Source organism: Klebsiella planticola, assembly GCF_000783935.2.
GTDB lineage: Bacteria > Pseudomonadota > Gammaproteobacteria > Enterobacterales > Enterobacteriaceae > Klebsiella > Klebsiella planticola.
This window is the reverse complement of record NZ_CP026047.1, coordinates 3242911-3264218: the sequence shown is the minus strand read 5'-3', so window position 1 is coordinate 3264218 and position 21308 is coordinate 3242911. Positions and strand designations below refer to the sequence as shown.

General features: G+C 56.8%; 19 protein-coding genes and 2 pseudogenes. 14 read left to right on the top strand and 7 right to left on the bottom strand.

All coding sequences use genetic code 11. The annotated features are described in order from the left end of the window. Positions 1-49: 49 nt before the first annotated feature. The gene (rna, locus tag MC50_RS15705) at positions 50-847 is read left to right on the top strand and encodes a ribonuclease I (RefSeq protein ID WP_032688891.1); all 798 of its coding nucleotides are present in this window, start codon (positions 50-52) and stop codon (positions 845-847) included. 28 nt (positions 848-875) lie between these two features. Here the strand turns inward: rna and MC50_RS15700 are convergent, their stop codons facing one another. After that, entirely contained in the window at positions 876-1706 is an 831-nt protein-coding gene (locus MC50_RS15700) for an alpha/beta fold hydrolase (RefSeq protein ID WP_032688892.1), read from the bottom strand. 240 nt (positions 1707-1946) lie between these two features. Here MC50_RS15700 and rnk point away from each other — a divergent pair, with 240 nt between their 5' ends. Both rnk and uspG read left to right on the top strand, forming a co-directional pair. Next, positions 1947-2357, top strand: coding sequence for a nucleoside diphosphate kinase regulator (gene rnk / locus MC50_RS15695; RefSeq protein WP_064793129.1), 411 nt, complete (start codon positions 1947-1949; stop codon positions 2355-2357). A 197-nt stretch (positions 2358-2554) separates the two neighbouring features. Beyond that, positions 2555-2983, top strand: a complete 429-nt coding sequence (gene uspG, locus MC50_RS15690; protein ID WP_004859493.1) for a universal stress protein UspG — start codon at positions 2555-2557, stop codon at positions 2981-2983. Positions 2984-3051: 68 nt separating this feature from the next. On the opposite strand, the gene ahpF is transcribed toward uspG, so the two are convergent. Together ahpF and ahpC are read right to left on the bottom strand one after the other, a co-directional pair. Beyond that, entirely contained in the window at positions 3052-4617 is a 1566-nt protein-coding gene (ahpF, locus tag MC50_RS15685) for an alkyl hydroperoxide reductase subunit F (RefSeq protein WP_032688894.1), read from the bottom strand. A 241-nt stretch (positions 4618-4858) separates the two neighbouring features. Then, the gene (gene ahpC / locus MC50_RS15680) at positions 4859-5422 is read right to left on the bottom strand and encodes an alkyl hydroperoxide reductase subunit C (RefSeq protein ID WP_004859485.1); all 564 of its coding nucleotides are present in this window, start codon (positions 5420-5422) and stop codon (positions 4859-4861) included. 407 nt (positions 5423-5829) lie between these two features. Between ahpC and dsbG the strand changes: the two genes are divergently transcribed. The 4 genes from dsbG (at position 5830) to MC50_RS15660 (ending at position 9637) form a co-directional block, all read left to right on the top strand. Next, a complete protein-coding gene (gene dsbG / locus MC50_RS15675) occupies positions 5830-6576 on the top strand; it encodes a thiol:disulfide interchange protein DsbG (protein ID WP_032688896.1) in 747 nt (248 codons plus the stop codon). Positions 6577-6763: 187 nt separating this feature from the next. After that, entirely contained in the window at positions 6764-7678 is a 915-nt protein-coding gene (gene citR, locus MC50_RS15670; protein ID WP_032700580.1) for a DNA-binding transcriptional repressor CitR, read from the top strand. A 124-nt stretch (positions 7679-7802) separates the two neighbouring features. Then, positions 7803-9026, top strand: a complete 1224-nt coding sequence (locus tag MC50_RS15665) for a phosphoadenosine phosphosulfate reductase (RefSeq protein ID WP_032696409.1) — start codon at positions 7803-7805, stop codon at positions 9024-9026. After that, positions 9011-9637, top strand: a complete 627-nt coding sequence (locus MC50_RS15660; protein ID WP_032696410.1) for an IbrB-like domain-containing protein — start codon at positions 9011-9013, stop codon at positions 9635-9637. Before MC50_RS15665 ends, MC50_RS15660 begins: the two co-directional genes overlap by 16 nt. On the opposite strand, the gene MC50_RS15655 is transcribed toward MC50_RS15660, so the two are convergent. After that, the gene (locus tag MC50_RS15655; protein ID WP_164673318.1) at positions 9638-10783 is read right to left on the bottom strand and encodes a pyridoxal phosphate-dependent aminotransferase; all 1146 of its coding nucleotides are present in this window, start codon (positions 10781-10783) and stop codon (positions 9638-9640) included. 168 nt (positions 10784-10951) lie between these two features. On the opposite strand from MC50_RS15655, the gene mtnC reads away from it, so the two are divergent. Beyond that, on the top strand, positions 10952-11641 hold the full coding sequence (mtnC, locus tag MC50_RS15650) for an acireductone synthase (protein ID WP_032688905.1): 690 nt from the start codon (positions 10952-10954) through the stop codon (positions 11639-11641). Next, positions 11638-12180, top strand: coding sequence for a 1,2-dihydroxy-3-keto-5-methylthiopentene dioxygenase (locus tag MC50_RS15645; protein ID WP_032688906.1), 543 nt, complete (start codon positions 11638-11640; stop codon positions 12178-12180). The genes mtnC and MC50_RS15645 overlap by 4 nt, the downstream gene beginning before the upstream one ends. Positions 12181-12715: 535 nt before the next feature. Here MC50_RS15645 and MC50_RS29250 read toward each other — a convergent pair. From MC50_RS29250 to MC50_RS15640, 3 genes and pseudogenes are all read right to left on the bottom strand, one after another. Next, positions 12716-12829, bottom strand: a pseudogene (locus tag MC50_RS29250) (hypothetical protein); the annotation flags it as partial. 81 nt (positions 12830-12910) lie between these two features. Then, a pseudogene (locus MC50_RS29245) lies at positions 12911-13024 on the bottom strand (hypothetical protein); the annotation flags it as partial. A gap of 81 nt (positions 13025-13105) precedes the next feature. Then, positions 13106-15415: a molybdopterin-dependent oxidoreductase gene (locus MC50_RS15640; RefSeq protein ID WP_047664366.1), complete on the bottom strand. Its 2310-nt coding sequence runs from the start codon at positions 15413-15415 to the stop codon at positions 13106-13108. 416 nt (positions 15416-15831) lie between these two features. On the opposite strand from MC50_RS15640, the gene MC50_RS15635 reads away from it, so the two are divergent. Genes MC50_RS15635 through MC50_RS15615 form a run of 5 tightly spaced genes read left to right on the top strand, consistent with a single transcriptional unit; the run spans position 15832 to position 21299 of the window. Next, the gene (locus MC50_RS15635) at positions 15832-16812 is read left to right on the top strand and encodes a sugar ABC transporter substrate-binding protein (protein ID WP_047664364.1); all 981 of its coding nucleotides are present in this window, start codon (positions 15832-15834) and stop codon (positions 16810-16812) included. Positions 16813-16856: 44 nt separating this feature from the next. Continuing rightward, a complete protein-coding gene (locus MC50_RS15630) occupies positions 16857-18362 on the top strand; it encodes a sugar ABC transporter ATP-binding protein (RefSeq protein ID WP_163923324.1) in 1506 nt (501 codons plus the stop codon). Continuing rightward, positions 18359-19345, top strand: coding sequence for an ABC transporter permease (locus MC50_RS15625; protein ID WP_004859449.1), 987 nt, complete (start codon positions 18359-18361; stop codon positions 19343-19345). The genes MC50_RS15630 and MC50_RS15625 overlap by 4 nt, the downstream gene beginning before the upstream one ends. After that, positions 19345-20343 (top strand): ABC transporter permease, encoded by a 999-nt coding sequence (locus tag MC50_RS15620; protein ID WP_047664363.1) that lies wholly within the window; start codon positions 19345-19347, stop codon positions 20341-20343. The genes MC50_RS15625 and MC50_RS15620 overlap by 1 nt, the downstream gene beginning before the upstream one ends. Positions 20344-20354: 11 nt before the next feature. Continuing rightward, positions 20355-21299, top strand: coding sequence for a carbohydrate kinase family protein (locus MC50_RS15615; protein ID WP_032696417.1), 945 nt, complete (start codon positions 20355-20357; stop codon positions 21297-21299). The last annotated feature ends 9 nt before the right edge of the window (positions 21300-21308 follow it).

Below are 21308 nucleotides of genomic sequence, written 5' to 3'. Positions count from 1 at the left end.
GCTTTAATCATTTCCTGTAAATCATTGTCACCCACTATCAGGATTAAAAATGTTCAGGAAGGATTTCGTCGCCATTGCCCTTTTACTGACGGCAACCCAGGCCGGCGCTGAACCACTCACCGCAACGCAGTATGGCGATTTCGACCGTTATGTACTGGCTTTGTCATGGCAAACAGGATTCTGCCAGAGCATGCATGACAGAAACCGTAGCGAGCCGGAAGAGTGTCGCTTGCAGCAGGAATTACCGAATAAAGCGGATTTCCTGACGGTACATGGCCTCTGGCCTGGCTTGCCAAAATCCATTGCTGCCCGGGGCGTCGACGATCGGCGCTGGATGCGTTTTGGCTGTGCCACCCGCCCTGTCCCCAACATGCCTGAAGTTAAAGCCGGGCGTAAATGCCAGGCCGCTGAAACCGGGCTGTCGCTCGAGATGGCGAATAAACTCAATAGCGTAATGCCAGGAGCCGGCGGCAATTCGTGTCTCGAGCGTTATGAGTATGCGAAACACGGCGTCTGCTTTGGCTTCGATCCCGATAGCTACTTTGGCACGATGGTGCGTCTTGATAGTGAAGTGAAGCAGAGCCCGCTGGGCCTCTTTCTGGCGAAACACTACGGGCAGAGCGTCAGCCGCGATGAGTTCGATACCGCGGTCGCGCAGGCATATGGTCAGCAGAGCGTGAAAGCATTTAAGCTGACCTGTAACGGCAATCCGGCTTATTTAACCGAAATGCAAATCGCCATCAAAGCGGAGGCCATCAATCAGCCGCTTTCAGCCAATAGCCTCTTGCCCCAGCCTCATCCGGGGAATTGCGGCAAACAATTTATCATTGATAAAGCCGGCAACTGATGATTCGGCGGCGTAAGCCGCCGGTAGATTATGCGCGAATAAAATCGAGCAAATCCTGGTTAATCTGGTGTTTATGGGTTGTACAGATCCCGTGAGACCCACCCTGATAGACCTTTAATTCGCCGTCAGGCAGTAGCTGCGCCGCCACTTTACCGCAGGTTTCAAACGGGACAATCTGGTCATCATCACCATGAATCACCAGCGTCGGGATTGTCATCTTACGCAGGTCCTCACGGAGATCGGTTTCAGAAAACGCTTTAATACAGTCATAAAGCGCTTTGATTGACCCCTGCAACCCCTGCTCGACAAACCCTTCGCGTACCGCTTTTGACTCTTTGGCGCCGTCCCGATTGTAGCCGTAGAAAGCCGCGCTCAGCTCATAGAAGAACGCCCCGCGATCCTCGATAACGCCCTCCCTGATACTGTCGAAGACCGCTTTGGGTACGCCGTTCGGGTTAAAATCCGTCTGAATCATAATCGGCGTCACGGCGCCAATCAGCACCGCTTTCGCCACTCGGTCAGTCCCGTGCCGACCGATATAACGCGCGACTTCACCGCCGCCGGTTGAGTGTCCGACATGAATGGCATCACGTAAGTTCAGATGGGCGGTGAGCTGAGCCAGATCGTCGGCATAGCGATCCATGTTGTGGCCATCCCAGGGCTGCGCCGAACGACCATGCCCCCGACGATCGTGAGCAATCACACGGAATCCATGCGATCCAAGAAACAACATTTGATCTTCAAAAGCATCAGCCGTTAACGGCCAGCCGTGGCTGAACACCACCGGTTGCCCGCTGCCCCAGTCTTTAAAATACAGATAACTACCGTCGTTAAGAGTAAGTTTGTCAAAACCGCTCATTTCAGTCTCCTGTACTGGAAGGGTACTACCTGATACCGCTTAAAAAGGATAAGACAGATTTTTCACTTGCGACGGCAGTATCATAAATTTCATATGTCCCTTTCGGCGATCATCACTTAATGTGCGTTTAATCACTTCAAACCGCCGACAAGTCTCAGTATGATGGGACGACATTAACCCTTGCCTTTTCGGTGAGGGTTTTCTTTTACGGACAGGTTCCTGGATAACACGGAGTATGCGATGACCAGACCCGCAATCATCATTAATGAGCTCGATGCAGAACGCATCGACAGGCTGCTCGAACAGCCGGCTTTCGCGAATTCCCCGGTGGCAGATGCGCTGAACGACGAACTGGATCGTGCACAAATGCTGGCGCCCGAAGCGATGCCGCATGATGTTGTCAGCATGAACAGTAAAGTCAGATTTCGCGATTTGACCAGCGGTGAAGAACGCGTGCGGACACTGGTGTTTCCCTCGCAGGTGACCGACAGCGCAACCCAACTTTCCGTGCTCGCCCCCGTTGGTGCCGCGCTGCTCGGCCTGAAAGTCGGCAGTGCGATCCACTGGGAATTACCGGGCGGGGCATCGGCCCATCTCGAAGTACTGGAGCTGATTTACCAGCCGGAAGCCGCAGGTGAGTTTCATCGTTAATTATCCCGCTGCCTGAGGCGTTTCACGCTTTATTCAGAGGATGTCTTCGCATCCTCTTTCTGCCCCCCTCCCTCTCTCCTGGCGCTGACAAAATTTTACCCCTCTCTTCGTCTGAGCTGACAGTTTTGCGAGCTGAATGACACTATATCTTCCTATAATGTGTTGATATAGAAACAGTCGAACAAGGAGGAATGCATATGTATAAAACTATCATTATGCCCGTTGATGTTTTTGAGATGGAGTTGAGCGACAAGGCCGTCCGCCACGCGGAATTTTTGGCCCAGCAGGATGGGATTATTCACCTGCTCCACGTATTACCCGGATCGTCCAGCTTCACAATGAGCCGCTTTACCGCCGATCTGCGCCGTTTTGAAGAGCATCTACAGCACGAGGCGGAAACGCGTCTGAAAACAATGGCCGGTCATTTCAGCATCGACCCTTCGCGGATTAAAATGCACGTCCGCTTTGGTAACGTGCGGGACATGGTGAATGAACTGGCGAACGAAATTAAAGCCGATGTGGTGGTGATTGGTTCGCGCAACCCGTCTATCAGCACGCACTTACTTGGCTCTAATGCCTCAAGCGTCATCCGCCACGCCCATATTCCGGTGATGGTCGTTCGCTAACACCGAACGATAAAAGAAGAGGCTACCCTGGGGTAGCCTCTTTTATATGCAGGTGTAGTCTTACTTTATTATGCGGTTTTGGTACGAATCAGATAATCGAACGAACTCAGGGAAGCTTTCGCCCCCTCGCCCGCGGCGATAATGATCTGTTTGTACGGTACGGTTGTGCAGTCGCCGGCGGCAAACACGCCCTTGACGTTGGTTTCACATTTCGCGTCGATGATAATTTCACCCATCCGGTTACGCTCGATGGTGCCTTCCAGCCAGTTGGTGTTCGGCAGCAGTCCAATCTGCACGAAAATCCCCGCCAGCTCGATATGGTGTTCATCACCGCTGACCCGGTCACGATACTGCAGGCCGGTCACTTTGCTACCATCGCCCGTCACTTCAGTGGTCTGCGCATTGAGAATGATATCGACATTTTTCAGGCTGCGGACTTTATCCTGCAGGACCTGGTCGGCTTTCATTTCCGGCGCGAACTCCAGCAGGGTCACATGTTCTACCAGACCTGCCAGATCGATGGCCGCTTCAACGCCGGAGTTACCGCCGCCGATAACCGCCACGCGTTTACCTTTAAACAGCGGGCCGTCGCAGTGTGGGCAATAGGTCACCCCTTTGGTGCGGTACTGATCCTCACCCGGCACGTTCATGTTGCGCCATTTTGCCCCGGTGGCGATGATCACGCTGCGTGCTTTCAGCACCGCGCCGGAGGCCGTTTCAATTTGGTGCAGGCCGCCTTCTACCGAAGCCGGAATCAGTTTCGATGCGCTCTGAGAGTCAATCACATCCACAGCATAGTCGCTGACGTGCGCTTTTAACGCCCCGGCCAGCTTCTGCCCTTCCGTTTTCGGTACAGAGATGTAGTTTTCGATATCCACGGTATCCAGCACCTGGCCACCGAAACGTTCACCCATCAGGCCGGTACGAATGCCTTTACGCGCAGAATAGACCGCCGCTGCGGCGCCTGACGGGCCGGAACCGACGATCAGCACATCGTAAGCATCGCGTTTATTCAGCTCTTCCGCCGCCCGTTTTTCGGCGCCGGTATCGACTTTAGCGACAATTTCCGCCAGCGTCATACGACCCTGACCGAACTCCTGGCCATTCATAAAGACAGCCGGAACGCCCATCACGTTGCGGTCGGTAATCTCATTCTGGAAAGTCCCGCCGTCAATCGCCGTATGTTTGATACGCGGATTCAGTACCGCCATCAGGTTCAGCGCCTGCACGACATCCGGGCAGTTATGACAAGAGAGCGAGTAATAGGTTTCAAACTCAAAATCACCGTCCAGATCGCGGATCTGTTCGAGCAGTGACTGGGTCTCTTTAGAGGGATGACCGCCGGTCCACAGCAGCGCCAGCACCAAAGAGGTAAATTCATGTCCCAGCGGAGAACCGGCAAAGCGCGGCCCCTGGAGGGATCCAGGATTGGCAATCAGGAACGAGGGCTTGCGGACAGGCAAGCTGTTATCTTCTCTGAAGGTCACTTTTTCCGACAGTTCGGCGATTTCAGCCAGCAGTTCCTTGATTTCTGCCGATTTTGCGCTGTCATCCAGCGTGGCAACCAGCTCAACAGGTTTAGTCAGTTTCTCAAGGTAGGCCTTGAGCTGGGTTTTCATGTTGGTGTCGAGCATTTTTAATCTCCTGCTTAAAAAACATCATCATGCAAGCTGCCTTGCGGACGGCCTGAATGCGGCTTGCATCATGGTGTTGGAATAAAACGGGCGCAGATGCACCCGCTTGAGGATAAATTCGCAAGCATTTCGTGTTACAGGAAGGCGGCAAGCTTATGAAGCCCCGGGAGCTTACATAAGTAAGTGACCGGGGTAATTAAGCGTTGCCAACACACCTGTGGCATGAAAGACGCCGGAATTTTTAGATTTTACCGACCAGGTCCAGAGACGGAGCCAGAGTCGCTTCACCTTCTTTCCATTTCGCCGGGCAAACTTCGCCTGGGTGAGAAGCAACGTACTGAGCAGCTTTGATTTTACGCAGCAGGTCAGATGCGTCGCGGCCGATACCTTCAGCGGTAACTTCGATAGCCTGGATGATACCCTGCGGGTCAACAACGAAGGTTGCGCGGTCTGCCAGACCTTCGTCTTCACGCATGTTGTCGAAGTTACGGGTCAGGGCGCCAGTCGGGTCGCCGATCATCGCATATTTGATTTTCGCGATAGTGTCAGAGCTGCTGTGCCATGCTTTGTGGGTGAAGTGGGTATCGGTAGAAACGGAGTACACGTCTACGCCCAGTTTCTGCAGTTCTTCGTAATGGTCTGCAACGTCGCCCAGTTCAGTCGGGCATACGAAGGTGAAGTCTGCCGGATAGAAGAAGAATACGCTCCAACGGCCTTCGGTGTCTTTTTCGGTAACTTCGATGAATTCACCGTTTTTGAATGCCTGGTTTTTAAAAGGTTTGATTTTAGTGTTAATCAAGGACATCTATACTTCCTCCGTGTTTTCGTTGAGGTCTAAGTTAACGAACTTTTCCTGATTCGACCAATGCGTTTGCATTATCAAATCAATAAGCGATATCTAACAACCGGAACAAGACAGCTTTGTGAACCCGTCGCGACAATCGCCGCGTTTCGTTACTTTTGCATCCCGTGGCGCTGAAAGTAAAAAGGCCGCCCTGTTCAGGCGGCCCCGTTACCTGAAATACCCGCAGGTAGGTTCAGTGCCAGACAAGCTGGCTATGTGTTGCGCTCTACATTACCTTAATGTAACAGCAAGGCCGATTACACCATCCGCAGTATTAAAGGGCAATCCGCCCGCGAGCAGGTCTTACCTATAGCTGTGATAGGCTTCATCATCTTTCCACCTTATACATTGATTTAAAAGGAATAATCATGTTAAAGCGTCTGTTTTTTCTGAGTTTTTTACCCTTTTTCTGCCAGGCTGAAGATCTCCCGGCTCCCGTAAAAGCGATAGAAAAACAGGGAATTACCATTATTAAGCCCTTTGAAGCGCCGGGTGGAGTGAAGGGATGGCTGGGGAAGTATCAGGATATGGGGGTCGCTATCTATCTGACCCCCGACGGCAAGCACGCCATTTCCGGCTATATGTACGATGAAAATGGCAACAACCTGAGCGAGCAGCTGTTCCAGAAAGAGCTCTATACGCCGGCAGGCCAGGCGATGTGGAAGAAAATGGAGGCCGCCAGCTGGCTACAGGAAGGGAAAAAGGAGGCGCCGATCATTCTGTATGTCTTTGCCGATCCCTTCTGCCCGTACTGCCTGCAATTCTGGCAACAGGCGCGTCCGTGGGTAGAGTCAGGCAAAGTACAGATTCGCACGCTGTTGGTTGGCGTCATCAAACCCGAAAGCCCGGCAACGGCCGCCGCAATTCTCGCCACCCAGGATCCGGCGAAAACCTGGCGTGATTACGAACAATCCGCCGGTAAAATGCCTATTAAGCTCCCGGCTCATCTCTCCCCGGAAAAAATGAAGATCGTCAGCGAGAATCAGCAGCTAATGGATGAACTCGGCGCGAACGCAACGCCGGCCATTTACTACATGAACAAAGATAATATGCTGCAGCAGGTGGTCGGGCTGCCTGAAGCCGACAAGCTGCAGGTCATGATGGGAGAAAAGTAACCCCTCAGCTCTGCTTTCTGGCCAGGTTCCAGAGCAAAAAGAACCTGGCTTACGCCTCTCCAGTCATATACATTCAGTAATGGCGAAGAATAAACGCCAGCATGAATTCACCAAATCAATAATTACAAAAAATAAAATACAAAATATTAATCATTTTTATCACCACGACTTAATCCGGACATTAGCCATGGCGAATCTTTACGGCCTGAAAAAATTCGATCTTAACTTGCTGGTTATTTTTGAATGCATCTATCAACATCTGAGCATCAGTCGGGCGGCGGAAACATTGTTTATTACCCCCTCCGCCGTCAGCCAGTCACTGCAACGCCTGCGCACTCAGCTTAACGATCCTCTGTTTATTCGTTCGGGGAAAGGAATTACGCCCACCAAAACGAGCGTCAACTTGCATTATCTCCTCGAAAAAAACTTAAGCCAGCTTGAGAAAACAATTTCTATGGCCAACCCGGCCAACTTTAAAAAACGTTTTGTCATTTATAGCCCACAGTTATTTATTACCCCCGATGCGTCACAATTCATCCACGCCCTCTACCAGAGCGGCAATATGCAGGTGGAACACCATGACCTGCAGCTCACCAGCGGGTCGGTGGAGAGTCTACTCTCACAGCGCAAGGCGGACCTGATACTCAGTTTGTCCCCCTGTAAAAGCGCGGAGACACTCTGTCAGCCCTTCCGGGAGGCTGAGATGGTACTGGTCTGTGGCCAACACCATCCGCGGGCCGATGAACTCAACGATCGGCAGGCCATCATGCGGGAAAGTTTCGCCGCTTATCTTTCCAGTGAGGTCGGCATAAAGAACTTTCATGCGCACATGAAAAAAAGTTTGCCGGAGCGAATGATTGCCTTTCGCAGCGATTCTCTGATAGCGATTGTCAATATGATTAACCAGACCGACCTTATCGGCTTTGTCCCTAAAGCTCTATTTAACCACCCGCTTTTCAATCTGAAATTAATACCGCTGCCCGTTCCGGCGCCATCTATTATGATCTACATGATTTATCACCAGACGCAGATAAATACGCCCATATTCTCCTCGCTGATCGACAAGATAATCCAGCCGCAACCTCAGATAAATAATTCATAACTTGAATGGTTTAATAAAAACCAATACACCACACAAATGCACAGCATAAAGAATGACGATGATGGCTTTCTGTCGTAGCATGATATGCAATCAGATCGTCAACTGCAGTTAAGGAACAGAGACCGTGACATTAATAAAACTTCCGTTACCCGAGTCCGTTCTGCAGGCCGCGCAGAAACGCATTGAATGGGTGATGGATAATTTCCCACGTATCTGTGTCTCTTTTTCCGGGGGCAAGGATTCCACCCTGATGTTACATCTGACCGCGCTTCACGCGCGACGTACGGGCCGCAAAATTAGCGTGCTGTTTATCGACTGGGAAGCGCAGTTTTCCTGCACCATTACCCATTGTGAAGCGCTGCGGGAAACGTATCAGGATGTCATCGAACGATTTTTTTGGGTTGCTCTGCCGCTAACCACGCAGAACTCACTCAGCCAGTTCGCTCCGGAATGGCAATGCTGGGAACCAGGCACCCCATGGGTACGCCAGCCTCCTCCACATGCCATTACCGACCCCGGCTATTTTTCTTTTTACACCCCGGGGATGAGCTTCGAAAACTTTGTTCGCGAATTCGCCGACTGGTTTTCCGCTAACCGTCCCGCGGCGGTCTTAGTCGGCATCCGCGCGGATGAATCCCTTAACCGATTCATCACCATCTCGTCGCGCCGCAAACAGCGCTTTGCCGATGACAAGCCCTGGACCACCGCAGCGCCGGGGGGCCACGCGTGGTACGCCTACCCTATTTATGACTGGAAAACCGCTGATATCTGGACCTGGTTTGCCAAAAGCGGACTCGCCTGTAACCCGCTCTATAATCTGATGTATCAGGCCGGCGTGCCGCTGCGCTACATGCGTATCTGTGAACCTTTCGGTCCGGAACAACGCCAGGGGCTTTGGCTTTATCACGTACTGGAACCTGAGCGCTGGGCCGCCATGTGTCAGCGGGTGAGCGGCGCGTGCGGCGGCGGCATCTACGCCGGCCAGGATAACCAGTTCTACGGGCATCGCAAGCTGGAGAAGCCCGGACATCATAGCTGGAAGAGCTACGCCCTGTTTTTACTCGACAGCATGCCGGAAAAAACGGCCGAACATTACCGGAATAAAATTGCCGTCTATCTGCGCTGGTATCAAAAGCAGGGGATGGAGGATATACCTGACCTCCAGAAGGCCGATACCGGCGCGAAGGATATTCCGTCCTGGCGACGTATCTGCAAGGTGCTACTGAATAACGATTACTGGTGCCGCATGCTCTCTTTCAGTCCAACCAAATCCAGCCATTACCGGCGCTACCGCGAACGAATGAGTCAAAAACGCCAGCAGTGGGGAATCCTATGCAACAACAAATAATGCAGGATCTTGAGCGCTATCTGAGCACGCTTTCGCAGGCAGAACGCATTGAGGCGCTGAATGCTTTTCGCCAGCTTTTGCACGATTACAGTCCGTTCAAATCGCATCCCGTTGACTGTGTGCTGTGGGTAAAACAGGAAAGCGTTGCGCCAAATGATTACAACCCCAACAACCTCGCCCCGCCGGAAAAACGTCTGCTGCTCACTTCGCTGGAAACGGACGGTTTTACGCAACCCATCGTGGTGCTCAGACAAGATGAGGCACGCTACACCATCGTTGACGGATTCCATCGTCACGAGCTGGCCAGCAACAAAGCGCCGTTAAAACAGCAGTTGAACGGCTATCTCCCGGTCACCTGCCTGGAAAACCATTCAGCCACTCGCGATACGCTGATGGCCGCCACTATTCGCCATAACCGCGCGCGGGGCCGCCATCAGATCCCGGCCATGTCGAGTATCGTCCATGAACTGGCGAATCTTGGCTGGTCTGACGCTAAAATCAGTCAAGAGCTGGGTATGGATGCTGACGAAGTGTTACGCCTGAAACAAATTAATGGTCTTGCCGAACTGTTTGGCGACCGGCAATTTTCTCAGGCGTGGACCGTAAAATAGCTATAGCTGGCAGAGACGTTCCGCTGCGGCCAGCAAAGTTGCCGGCTGTTTTGCAAAGCACAGGCGTATGAGTTTGTGCGGGAACGGATCGGCGCAGAACACCGACAGCGGGATCGCCGCGACGCCCACCTCGGTTGTCAGCCAACGGCAGAAGCTCACATCGTCGAGATCGGAAATCGCGCTGTAGTCAGCCAGCAGGAAGTAGGTGCCCTCGCAGGGCAGAATCTCCAGACGGCTACTGCGCAGGGCATCGACAAACAGATCTCGCCGCTCGCGGTAGAATTCCGGCAGCTGGCGATAGTGCTCCGGCTCATGGCGCAGCATGTCGGCGATAGCCAGCTGGGCGGGCGTATTCACCGCGAAGGTCAGATACTGATGAACCTTGCGCAGCTCGGCGCTTATTGCCGCCGGCGCCACGCAGTACCCCACTTTCCAGCCGGTCATGTGGAAGGTTTTGCCAAATGAAGAGACCGCCACCGCCCGCTCGCGCAGCTGAGGGTGTGCCAGTACGCTGGCATGCCCGTGCGGCGCAAAGCAGATATGCTCATAGACCTCATCGCTGATCACATAAATTTCGCGATCGGCAATCGCCTGCCACAGCGCGGCAAAATCCTCGCGCTGCCAGACCGTCGCCGACGGGTTATGTGGCGTATTGAGAATCACCAGCCGGGTGCGCTCGCTAAGCGCTGCGGCAAATTCTTGCCAGTCAACGCGAAAATGCGGCGGCTGCAGAGCGATACGTTTCAATACGCCGCCGGATAACTCTACGGCCGGCGCGTAGCTGTCGTAGCTGGGGTCAAAACAGATGACCTCGTCGCCGGCGCGTACCAGCGCGGTGATCGCCGCGTAGAGCGCTTCGGTCGCCCCCGCCGTGACGGTAATATCGCTGTTTGCATCCGGGCGATGGCCGTACAGTTCGGCGGTTTTATCGGCGATCGCTTCACGTAATGCCGGGACACCGGTCATCGGCGCGTACTGGTTAGCCCCCTGAGCGACATGATACGCCAGGCGCTCCTGCAGGTAGCGCGGCCCGTCAAAATCCGGGAACCCCTGCGACAGATTGATCGCCCGGTGTTCCTGCGCCAGCGCGCTCATTTGTGTAAATATGGTGGTGCCAAGAGAAGGAAGTTTACTTTCAGGAATCAGTGGCTTATTACTCATTTTATAATTACCGATTGTAATGCTGTTGTTGAAGCCACTATAACACGATGTTAATATTTGGCAATCAAGACGCTTAGACGTCTAAATGATAATGTTATGCCGGTTCTCGCCTGAAGCAGCCCATCACGGCGCACCGCCCACTCTGGAGAAACCATGATCCGCGCTATCGTGACCGATATTGAAGGCACCACCAGCGACATTTCTTTTGTCCACAACGTTCTGTTTCCGTACGCCCGCGAGCGGCTCGCGGCCTTTGTCACCGCGCAACAGTACGCCGATCCGGTGAAGACTATCCTTGATAATCTGCGAGCGGAAATCGGTAACCCCGCCGCCAGCACCGCCGAACTGATTGATACCCTGCTGGCCTTTATGGACGAAGACCGCAAGTCAACGGCGCTCAAGGCGCTGCAGGGTATTATCTGGCGCGAAGGCTATGTTAATGGCGACTTTACCGGCCATCTCTATCCGGACGTTCTGCCCGCGCTGGAAAAATGGAAGTCCCAGGGAATTGATTTATATATATATTCCTCTGGCTCCATCGCGGCGCAGAAATTGTTATTTGGCTACAGCGACGAAGGTGATATTACTCATCTGTTCAGTGGCTATTTCGATACCTTGACGGGAGCCAAGCGAGAAACGCAGTCCTATCGCAATATTGCCGAACAGCTGGGGCATCATCCGGCAACGATTCTGTTCCTCTCCGATATTCATCAGGAGCTGGATGCGGCAGAAGCCGCCGGTTTTCGTACGATCCAGCTGGTGCGCGGCGACCGCGATCCTGCCAGCCATCACCCGCAAGTTCAGCGTTTTGACGACATTCATCCGGAGCAGATCCCAGCATGAGCGCATTAACGATTTATTCAGAAAAAGACGCCGGTACCCCTCTCTGGCAAAGCACCGACGGCGATGAAATCCAGCAGCAGCTCAACGCCAAAGGCGTGCGCTTCGAACGCTGGCAGGCCGACCGCGATCTGGGTGTTTCCCCGACGCCGGAAACGGTGATTGAGGCCTATCAGCACGCCATTGACAAACTGGTCGCTGAAAAAGGCTACCAGAGCTGGGACGTGATCAGCCTGCGCGCCGATAATCCGCAGAAAGAGGCGCTACGCGCGAAGTTTCTCAACGAACACACCCACGGTGAAGACGAGGTCCGCTTTTTTGTTGAAGGCGCCGGGCTGTTCTGCCTGCATATCGGCAACGAGGTGTTTCAGGTACTGTGCGAGAAGAACGATTTGATTTCGGTACCGGCCGACACGCCGCACTGGTTTGATATGGGCTCGGAACCCAACTTCACCGCTATCCGCATTTTCGACAACCCGGAAGGCTGGGTAGCGAAATTTACCGGCGACGATATCGCCGACGCCTACCCGCGGCTGGCATAACGCCGCAATGCAATAATGCCGGGTGGCGGCTACGCCTGACCCGGCCTACAACGTCCCCAGCTTTCCGTAGGCCCGCGCAGCCGGGTTTGCTCCGCAGCCTGGGCGGGCGATAAACCGGCCCTGTCCCAGCTGACGGCTACGCCTGACCCGACCGACAACGTCCACCGCTTCCCGTAGGCCCGCGCAGCCGGGTTTGCTCCGCAGCCTGGGCGGGCGATAAACCGGCCCTGTCCCAGCTGGCGGTTACGCCTGACCCGGCCTACAACGTCCCCAGCTTTCCATAGGCCCGCGCAGCTGGGTTTGCTCCGCAGCCTGGGCGGGCGATAAACCGGCCCTGTCCCAGCTGACGGCTACGCCTGACCCGACCGACAACGTCCACCGCTTCCCGTAGACCCGCAGCCGGGTTTGCTCCGCAGCCTGGGCGGGCGATAAACCGGCCCTGTCCCAGCTGACGGTTACGCCTGACCCGACCGACAACGTCCCCAGCTTCCCGTAGGCCCGTGCAAGCGAAGCGCCGCCGGGCAACACCCACTCCCTAACCCCTAATAAACCCCGGCGGATCGAAGGCGGTAATCGGCGGTAACGATTCGCGCCATGGTTCGATCTCCACCCGGCAGGTCTGGGCGCTACAACCCTGTCCCAGCTGACGGTTACGCCTGACCCGACCGACAACGTCCACCGCTTCCCGTAGGCCCGTGCAAGCGAAGCGCCGCCGGGCAACACCCACTCCCTAACCCCTAATAAACCCCGGCGGATCGAAGGCGGTAATCGGCGGTAACGATTCGCGCCATGGTTCGATCTCCACCCGGCAGGTCTGGGCGCTACAGCCCTGTCCCAGCTGACGGTTACGCCTGACCTGACCGACAACGTCCGCAGCTTCCCGTAGGCCCGTGCAAGCGAAGCGCCGCCGGGCAACACCCACTCCCTAACCCCTAATAAACCTCGGCGGATCGAAGGCGGTAATCGGCGGTAACGATTCACGCCATGGTTCGATCTCCACCCGGCAGGTCTGGGCGCTACAGCCCTGACCCAGGCGCGAACTGCCGCGATCTTCGGTCAATACGTTCGGATTGCCATGCTTGTCCAGCGAACCTTTGACCTTCGGATCCAGCGGGTCGTACCAGGCTCCCGTTGACATCTGCACCACCCCCTTGAGGATCTGCTCGCTAAGATGCACCCCGGCGAGAATCGCCCCGCGGGCGTTATACACCTTCACCACGCTGCCTTCGACAATGCCCCGCGCCTGCGCATCCTGCGGATGCATCCACAGCGGCTCGCGGCCCTGAATTTTCGTCGCCCGGCTGACGCTGCCGTGATCGTACTGGCTGTGCAGACGGGTGCGCGGCTGGCTGGAGAGCAGATGCAGCGGCCAGCGCCCGGCCTCCGCCTGCTGCCGGGCCGCCTCTTCCGTATCCCACCACGGGTGGCCTGGGCATTCGCGATAGCCAAAAGCGGCAATCGTTGCCGAGTAGAGTTCAATTTTGCCGGAGGGAGTGGATAGCGGATAGCGCTGCGGATCGGCGCGGAACTCCGCCAGAAAGACCTGCGGTTTTTCCGGGGCACGATATTCCAGCACGCCCTGCTGCCAGAACTCATCGAACGAAGGCAGCTCAATCCCCTCTTCCTGCGCCCGCGGCCGGGAGGCTTCATAAATCTGCCGCAGCCACTGGCCGGCGTCCCGCCCTTCACTAAACTGCTCGCCAATGCCCAGCCGCGCCGCGAGATCGCAGAAAATCGCGTAATCATCGCGCGCCTCACCCACCGGCGGGATCTGGGCGCTCATGGCTATCATAAAGCCGTCGTGACCACCGCTGCCGATATCTTCACGCTCCAGCGAGGTGGTTACCGGCAACACGATATCGGAGAATTTAGCCTGCGCGGTCCAGTACTGCTCGTGGACCACCACCGTTTCCGGCCGCCGCCACGCTTCACACAGCTGGTTGAGATCCTGATGGTGATGGAACGCGTTCCCCCCCGCCCAGTACACCAGGCGGATATCGGGATAGCGCAGACGCTGGCCGTCAAACTCGTACTCCTCGCCGGGATGCAGCAGCATATCCGCCAGTCGCGCCACCGGGATCACGCTGCTGACCGCATTTTCTCCGGCCGGTAAGCGCGGGCCGGAGAACGCTTTACGCGAGGCTCCCGCCAGGTTGGTGCAGGCGTAACCGAAGCCCAACCCGCCGCCCGGCGTACCGATTTGCCCCAGCAGCGCGGTCAGCGCTACCGTGGCCCAGTAGGCCTGTTCCCCTTGGCGCGCGCGTTGAATGGACCACGAGATATTCACCATCGTACGCTGGCTGGCCATCATCCGCGCCAGAGAGACAATGTCTTGTTCAGCAATACCGGTAATCGCCGCCGCCCAGCGCGGCGTTTTCGCTATCCCGTCGCTCTCGCCGAGCAGATAAGCGCGATACGGTTCAAAGCCTACCGTATGGCTGGCGACAAATTGCGCATCGTACAAAGATTCCACTATCAGCACGTGGCACAGCGCCAGCAGCAGGGCCGTATCAGTGCCCGGACGAATCGCCAGCCACTGCGCGCTCTCCACGGCGCTGAGATCGTTACGCACCGGGCTGATGTTGACAAAGCGCGTTCCCCCTTCCTGCATTTTATCCAGCCAGTGCTTCAGCATATGGTCATTGGCGCCGCCGCCGTTGACCTGCGCATTACGCAGCGGTAAACCGCCGATGGCGACAAACAGCTGGCACTCGCGCGCCAGCTCAGAGAAGTGAGTATGCTGGCGATGCAGCGGACTGAGCGGCCCGAGCACATGCGGCAAAATGCGCTCCCCGGCGGCGCTGCTGTAGGTATTGGTGCTGGCGGTGTAGCCGCCGAAGGTTTTCAGGAAACGATGCAGCTGGCTCTGGGCATGGTGAAAACGTCCGGCGCTGGCCCAGCCGTAAGAGCCACCAAAAATCGCCTCGTTGCCGCAGCGCGTCTTCAGCGAAGTCAGCTCGCGGGCCAGCAGGTCAAGCGCGACCTCCCAGCTCACCTCCACGAAAGGCTCTGTGCCCCGCCCCTCGCGGGAAGCCGGGCCATTTTTCAGATAGCCTTCTCGCACCGCCGGACGGCGAATGCGCGCATTGCCGGTGACCGCATCGGGGAGTGATTGACCGATACGTGAAGGAGACTTATCCCAGGGGACCGGCGTGACCGCAGCGATATGGCCATCGCGGGCCTGAACCTGCCAGGTTCCCCAGTGCATCACGGTCAGATTATGCTGTTTTCTCATAGTGCCTGTTTTCTTCTCACCCGCTAAAGAGCGCTATAATAGAGCGCGATCCTCAGCAAGATAAAACGCCATCCGCCATATAATATGCTGCATATATAGCAATTAACCCCTCACACTTCGCGGTCCTCCGGGTTATTTACCAGATTTCCCGTCAACTAAACCATAATAATTAAGCAGCAATGATTATTTGCACTAAAAATAACGCATCAGTTTTAATATCCACAATATAAAAGCGGATTAAATTATGCATCATGAAATATTTTCAGCTTACTAATGATAAAATTACGTTTTCCTCGGCTAATCCTGCGATATAACATTGTTGGAATAACTTAGACATATTTCGTATTTGAGGTTGCGTGCTCGTTATTGTCATGCTACGACTCCGCAGCCACCTTCATCACAGGATCATAATAAGAATGTCGCAGAGAAAAAAATTATTACCCGCCGCACTGGGTCTGCTCTCGCTCGTCTCCATTAGCGCATCAGCCGCCGAAGCCCTGTCGCTTCAAGGGAAAACCATCGGCGTCGCCGTGGTTGGCACTCAGCACTTCTGGGATCGTGAAGCCTACAAAGGCGCAACGGAGGAGGTGGAGAAACTCGGTGGCAAGGTCATTGGCGTCGACGGCGGCCGTGATAATCAGGTCCATGCCAACAACCATGATATTTTACTGTCACGTAAAGTCGATGCGGTAATTAGTATTCTCGGCGACAGCGCTGTCGAACCTAAATTTAAAGCCCTGCACGATGCCGGCATTCCGGTATTTACCGTTGACCATGTGTCAAAATATTCGGTCAATAACACCACTTCCGACAACTACACCCTGGGCTCGACCATTGGCCGCTATATGGCGGATGAATTAGGCGGTAAAGGCAACGTTGCCGTATTCAATGCGTTCTCCAGCTCCTTGCGTATTTGTGGCATTCGCTACGATCAGTGGAAATATGTCCTTAAGGATTATCCGGATATTCATATTATCCAGCCGGAGCTGGCCGAACAGTTTGCCAATTCCCCGGAAGACGCGCGTAAGAAAACCCTCGAATTACTCAGCCAGTATCCTAAAGGCAAACTCGATGCCATCCATGTCGCCTGCTGGGATCAGCCGGCTATCGGCATTGTCCAGGCGCTGGAAGAGACCGGTCGCGATAAAGACGTGAAGGTTACCGCTATCGATGCCGGTCCGGAAACGCTGGAGATCATGGCCGAACCGAATAGCCCGTTCGTCGCCAACGTGGCTCAGCAGCCGCATCTGATTGGCCAGACCTCCGCCGACAACGTCGCGCGCTACTTCGCCAAAGAGAAACTGCCGCTGCAGACCTTTATTCCGGTGGTCCCGGTTAAAGGGCCGCAGGAGGCGAAAGCAGTCTACAAACAGCTGGGATATGGCGAACTGCAGTGATCACTCAATCCTCCGGCGGGGCTAACCCCGCCGCTGGTCTGGCGATGAACCAGATCAGCAAAAGCTTTGCCAACGTGACTGCATTAAATGCGGTCACGCTGCTTCTGAATCCCGGCGAAATTCACGGTCTGATCGGCGAGAATGGCGCCGGAAAATCGACGCTGATCAAAATCCTCGCCGGCGTCTACCAGGCCGATAGCGGCAACGCCACCCTGGACGGCGCGCCGCTGCCGCTTGGTCATCCGGCGGCGATTGAAGCGCTGGGCATTCGCGTCATTCACCAGGAGCTCAACCTGATCCCCCACTTTACGGTGGCGGAATCGGTGTTCCTCGGCCAGGAGTACCGTACCCGCTGGGGGGCGCTGGACCGGCGGCGAATGAATGCCGCCACCGAAGCGTTTTTCCGCGACAGCTGGCAGCTGGACATCAATCCCCGCCGCCTGATCCGCGACCTCAGCCTCGCTGAACGCAAGCTGGTGCAAATAGCCCGCGCGCTGATCGACGGCGCGGCAAAGCTGGTGGTATTCGATGAGCCTACCGCGCCGCTGGAAGCGCAGGAAGCCAGCCTGGTCTCCTCAGCGATTCTGCGCCTGCGGCAGCAGGGGATCGCGATTCTCTATATTTCTCACTATCTCAATGAAATCGCCGCCCTGTGCGATCGCGGCACGGTACTGCGTAACGGCGAAGTCGTCGGCTATCCCGACCGGGAGCTCCTGCAAAACACCGACGCGCTGATTAAAATGATGGTCGGGCGCGATATCGAACAGCTCTATACTCCGCGCCAGAGTAGCGCTCATCAGGTCGATGCCGCCGTACCGGTCCTGTCGGTGCGCCAGCTCAGCGACGGCGCGCAATTAAACGCGATGACCTTTGATATTCAGCCGGGAGAGATCGTCGGCGTCGCCGGTCTGCTGGGCGCCGGCCGCGACGTGCTGGTCGATCTGCTTTACGGGCTACGCCGCGCCCGCAGCGGCACGATTAGCATCGACGGCCAGCCGAAGCGGCTGCGTACGCCGTATCAGGCCACCCGCGCCGGGATGGCGCTGGTGCCGCGCGACCGCCGCCATCAGGGGCTGATTCTTCCCTTCTCCACCGCCGACAATATTAATCTCGCCTCCCTGCCGGAGACCGCCACCCTCGGCTGGGAGCATCGCGGTCGGGCGCTGGAAAAAGCGCGCAGCTGGATAGACCAACTCTCTATCCGCCCGGGTCGTCCGGAACTGCCGGTGCGTTTTATGAGCGGCGGCAATCAGCAAAAAGCCATTCTGGCCCGCTGGCTGGGTACCGACGCACGGCTCTTTATTCTCGATGAACCCACTCTCGGGGTCGATATCGGCGCCCGCAGCGATATTTATCAGCGCACCCGCGAGCTGGCGGATCGCGGACGCGCGGTACTGGTCTCCTCCAGCGATGCGCCTGAGCTACTGGGCCTTTGCGACCGCATCCTGGTGATGTGGCGCGGCGAGCTGGTGGCCAATCTCCCGACCCGGGGGCTGACGCTCGACGCGCTGCTGGCGACGATTAACGGTGGACAGGAACAACAGGTATGAGTGCAGGTATCCAGCGCCGCCCGCTTCCGGGCATAACGACGCTTATCGAAAAATTCCCGCTGATTCTCTTTTTTGCGCTGCTGGTCTGGCTCAGCCTCCAGTCGCCTTTCTTTTTAAGCTGGCAGAATATCAGCATGATGCTGGTGCAGAGCGTGCCGCTGGCGATTCTCTGTTTCGGCCTGGTGTGCGTGATTGCCGTTGGCGGCGATGACGTGGTCTCCGGCGGTATCGACCTCTCGCTTCCCGCTATCGCCGTGCTCGGCGTCGCCCTGCTGAGCCTCGGTATGGTCGAATGGAACACCCCGTATCTGCTGCTGTTACTGCTGCTGATCGCGGTATCTCTCGCCTGCGGAGCGGTGAACGCGATACTGGTGCTCGCCGCCGGCTTGCCGCCGCTGCTGGCGACGCTGTCTACCTCCGTCGCCTTTACCGGCCTGACGGATCTGCTGACCGGCCAGCGGCGCATCGCGGTCAACGACCCGCTAATGGTCGCTTTTCGCGACAATGCGGTGCTCGGGGTTCCCTGGCCGCTGATCTACCTGCTGGCGGTATTCGTGCTGTTTCAGTTCTTGCTCCATCACTCCCGCTTCGGCCAGCATTTACAGGCGGTAGGCGGTAACCGCGATATGGCGCAGATGAGCGGTCTCAACGTCCGTCGTCTGACGATTATGGTCTGGCTACTGGCCGGGATCGCCGCCGGGCTGGCGATTTTGCCGCTGCTCAGCCAGGGCTCCGGTAGCTCCAGCGGCACGGCGACGCCGCTGCTGCTGGAAACCGTCCTCGCCACCTTTATCGGCGCGGCGTTCTCGCGGCGCCGCGTGGTCACCATCTGGGGCGCGCTGCTCGGCGCGGTGCTGGTCAACGCGCTCTCTAACGGCCTTGGCCTGCTGGGGGTGAATATCTTCTGGATGGGCGCCATCAAGGGCGGCCTGATCCTCATCGTTCTGGCGGCCTCGGCGGTCAGGCATCAAGGAGGCCGCTGATGAGTCAGCTGACGCTCAAATCCTCAGCCAACCGGTCGGGCAGCAGCCCGCTGGCATGGCTGTCGCGGGCCGGATTCGGCATTATCACCCTGCTGGCGGTCGCCCTGTTCGGCTGGGCCAACCCGGTCTTTCTGACCCTCGATAACTGGGCGAATCTACTCCAGGGCAGCGCCATTCTGCTGATTGTGGCGATGGCGATGACCTTAATCGTCAGCGCCGGCGCCATCGACCTGTCGGTAGGCGTAGCGCTCGATTTCGGCGCCGCCTTTGCGCTGGTCGCCTTAAAAACCTGGCACCTGCCGTGGCAGGCGGCGGTGGGCTGCGCCCTGCTTGGCGGAGTGATGATTGGCCTGCTGAATGCCTTCCTGATCCTTATCTGCCAGATTCGTCCGTTCCTCGCCACCCTCGGCACCTGGTTTATCGCCAGCAGCGCCGAGCGCATCTATACCGACGGCGGCGGCTCTATCTCCTACCGCAGAATGGCGCCTGAATATCATGACCTGGCGGTCGGCAATATCGCCGGCATTCCAACGCCGGTGGTGATTGTCCTCGCGCTGTGGCTGGCGGCCTGGCTGATTACCGAACGCACGCTGTTTGGCAAATATATCCGCGCCATCGGCCAGAACGGTGAAGCGGCGCGAATCGCCGGGATCCGCGATCGCCGGACTCTGCTGTGGGTTCTGGTGGCGGCCTCCGCGCTGTGCGCCGTCGGCGGCGTTATTCTTTCCGCCAACCTGCGCCAGTTTACCCCGCTGGCCGGTCAGGCCTATTTGATGGACGCTATCGCCGCGGTATTTATCGGCACCGCCTTTAACCGACTGGGTCGGGTCAGCATCGCCGGCACTCTCGGCGGCGTGCTGTTCCTCGCCATTATTGATAACGGCCTGAACCTGATGGGACTCAACTACCTGGTGAAAGATGCGCTGGTTGGCGTGATTCTGGTGGTAGCGCTGGCCCTCTCCTTCTGGCAGGCGCGTCTGCGCCAAACCCATCGTTAAGTGGAGCACCTATGGCAGCCTTTGACGCCGTCTTTGTCGGCCTGACTATTCTTGATATCGCCGGTCGCCCGGTGATTGACATCCCGCCGCGCGGCGGGGTGGCCTTTATCGAACAAATTCGCCTTAACCCCGCCGGTACCGCCGCCGGAGCCAATATTAACGCCGCAAAGCTGGGCATTCGTACCGCCGCGGTCGCCTGCCTTGGCGAAGATGAAAAAGCCGATTTTATCCTTGCCAGCTATGCGCGGCTGGGGATCGACTGCTCGCTGATCCAGCGCACGGCGCAGCAGGAAACGTCGGCGACGATCCTGCCGATCCGTCCCAACGGCGAGCGCCCGGCGCTGCACTGCCGGGGCGCTTCCGATGCCCTTTTCGTCAGCGAAGAAGAGTTTGACGCGATTCTCGACTGCCGCTTCCTGCACCACGGCGGCAGCGGCCTGCTGGCGGCGATGGATCGCGGTCAAAGCGCCCTTCTGCTGCGGGCGGCGAAGGCCCGGGGTGTTGTCACCAGTTTTGATTTGATCGCCCCGAATGAGAACACGCTGGAACTGCTGCGCCCGTTGCTGCCGTCGGTTGACTACTTTATGCCTTCGCTGGAAGAGGCAAGCTACCTCAGCGGGCGCACCGACCCCGCCGACATCGCCCGCTTCTTCTTCGAACTGGGCGTCGGGACCTGCATTCTGAAGGATGGCGAAAACGGCTCGTGGCTGCTGACCGGCGACGGTGGCATCGAACATATCGCGGCGTATCGGGTCAATGCCGTGGATACCACCGGTTGCGGCGACAGCTACTGCGGCGGCTTTATTGCCGCGCTGGCCCGCGGGTTAAGCATCAAAGAGGCGTGCGAGGTGGCTTCCGCCGTCGCCGCGCTGGTGGCGACCGGGATGGGATCGGATGCCGGCGTGGTGGACTGGCAGCATACGCAGGACTTTATGGCGGCAAACCGGCGCGGATAAAAAGCTTCG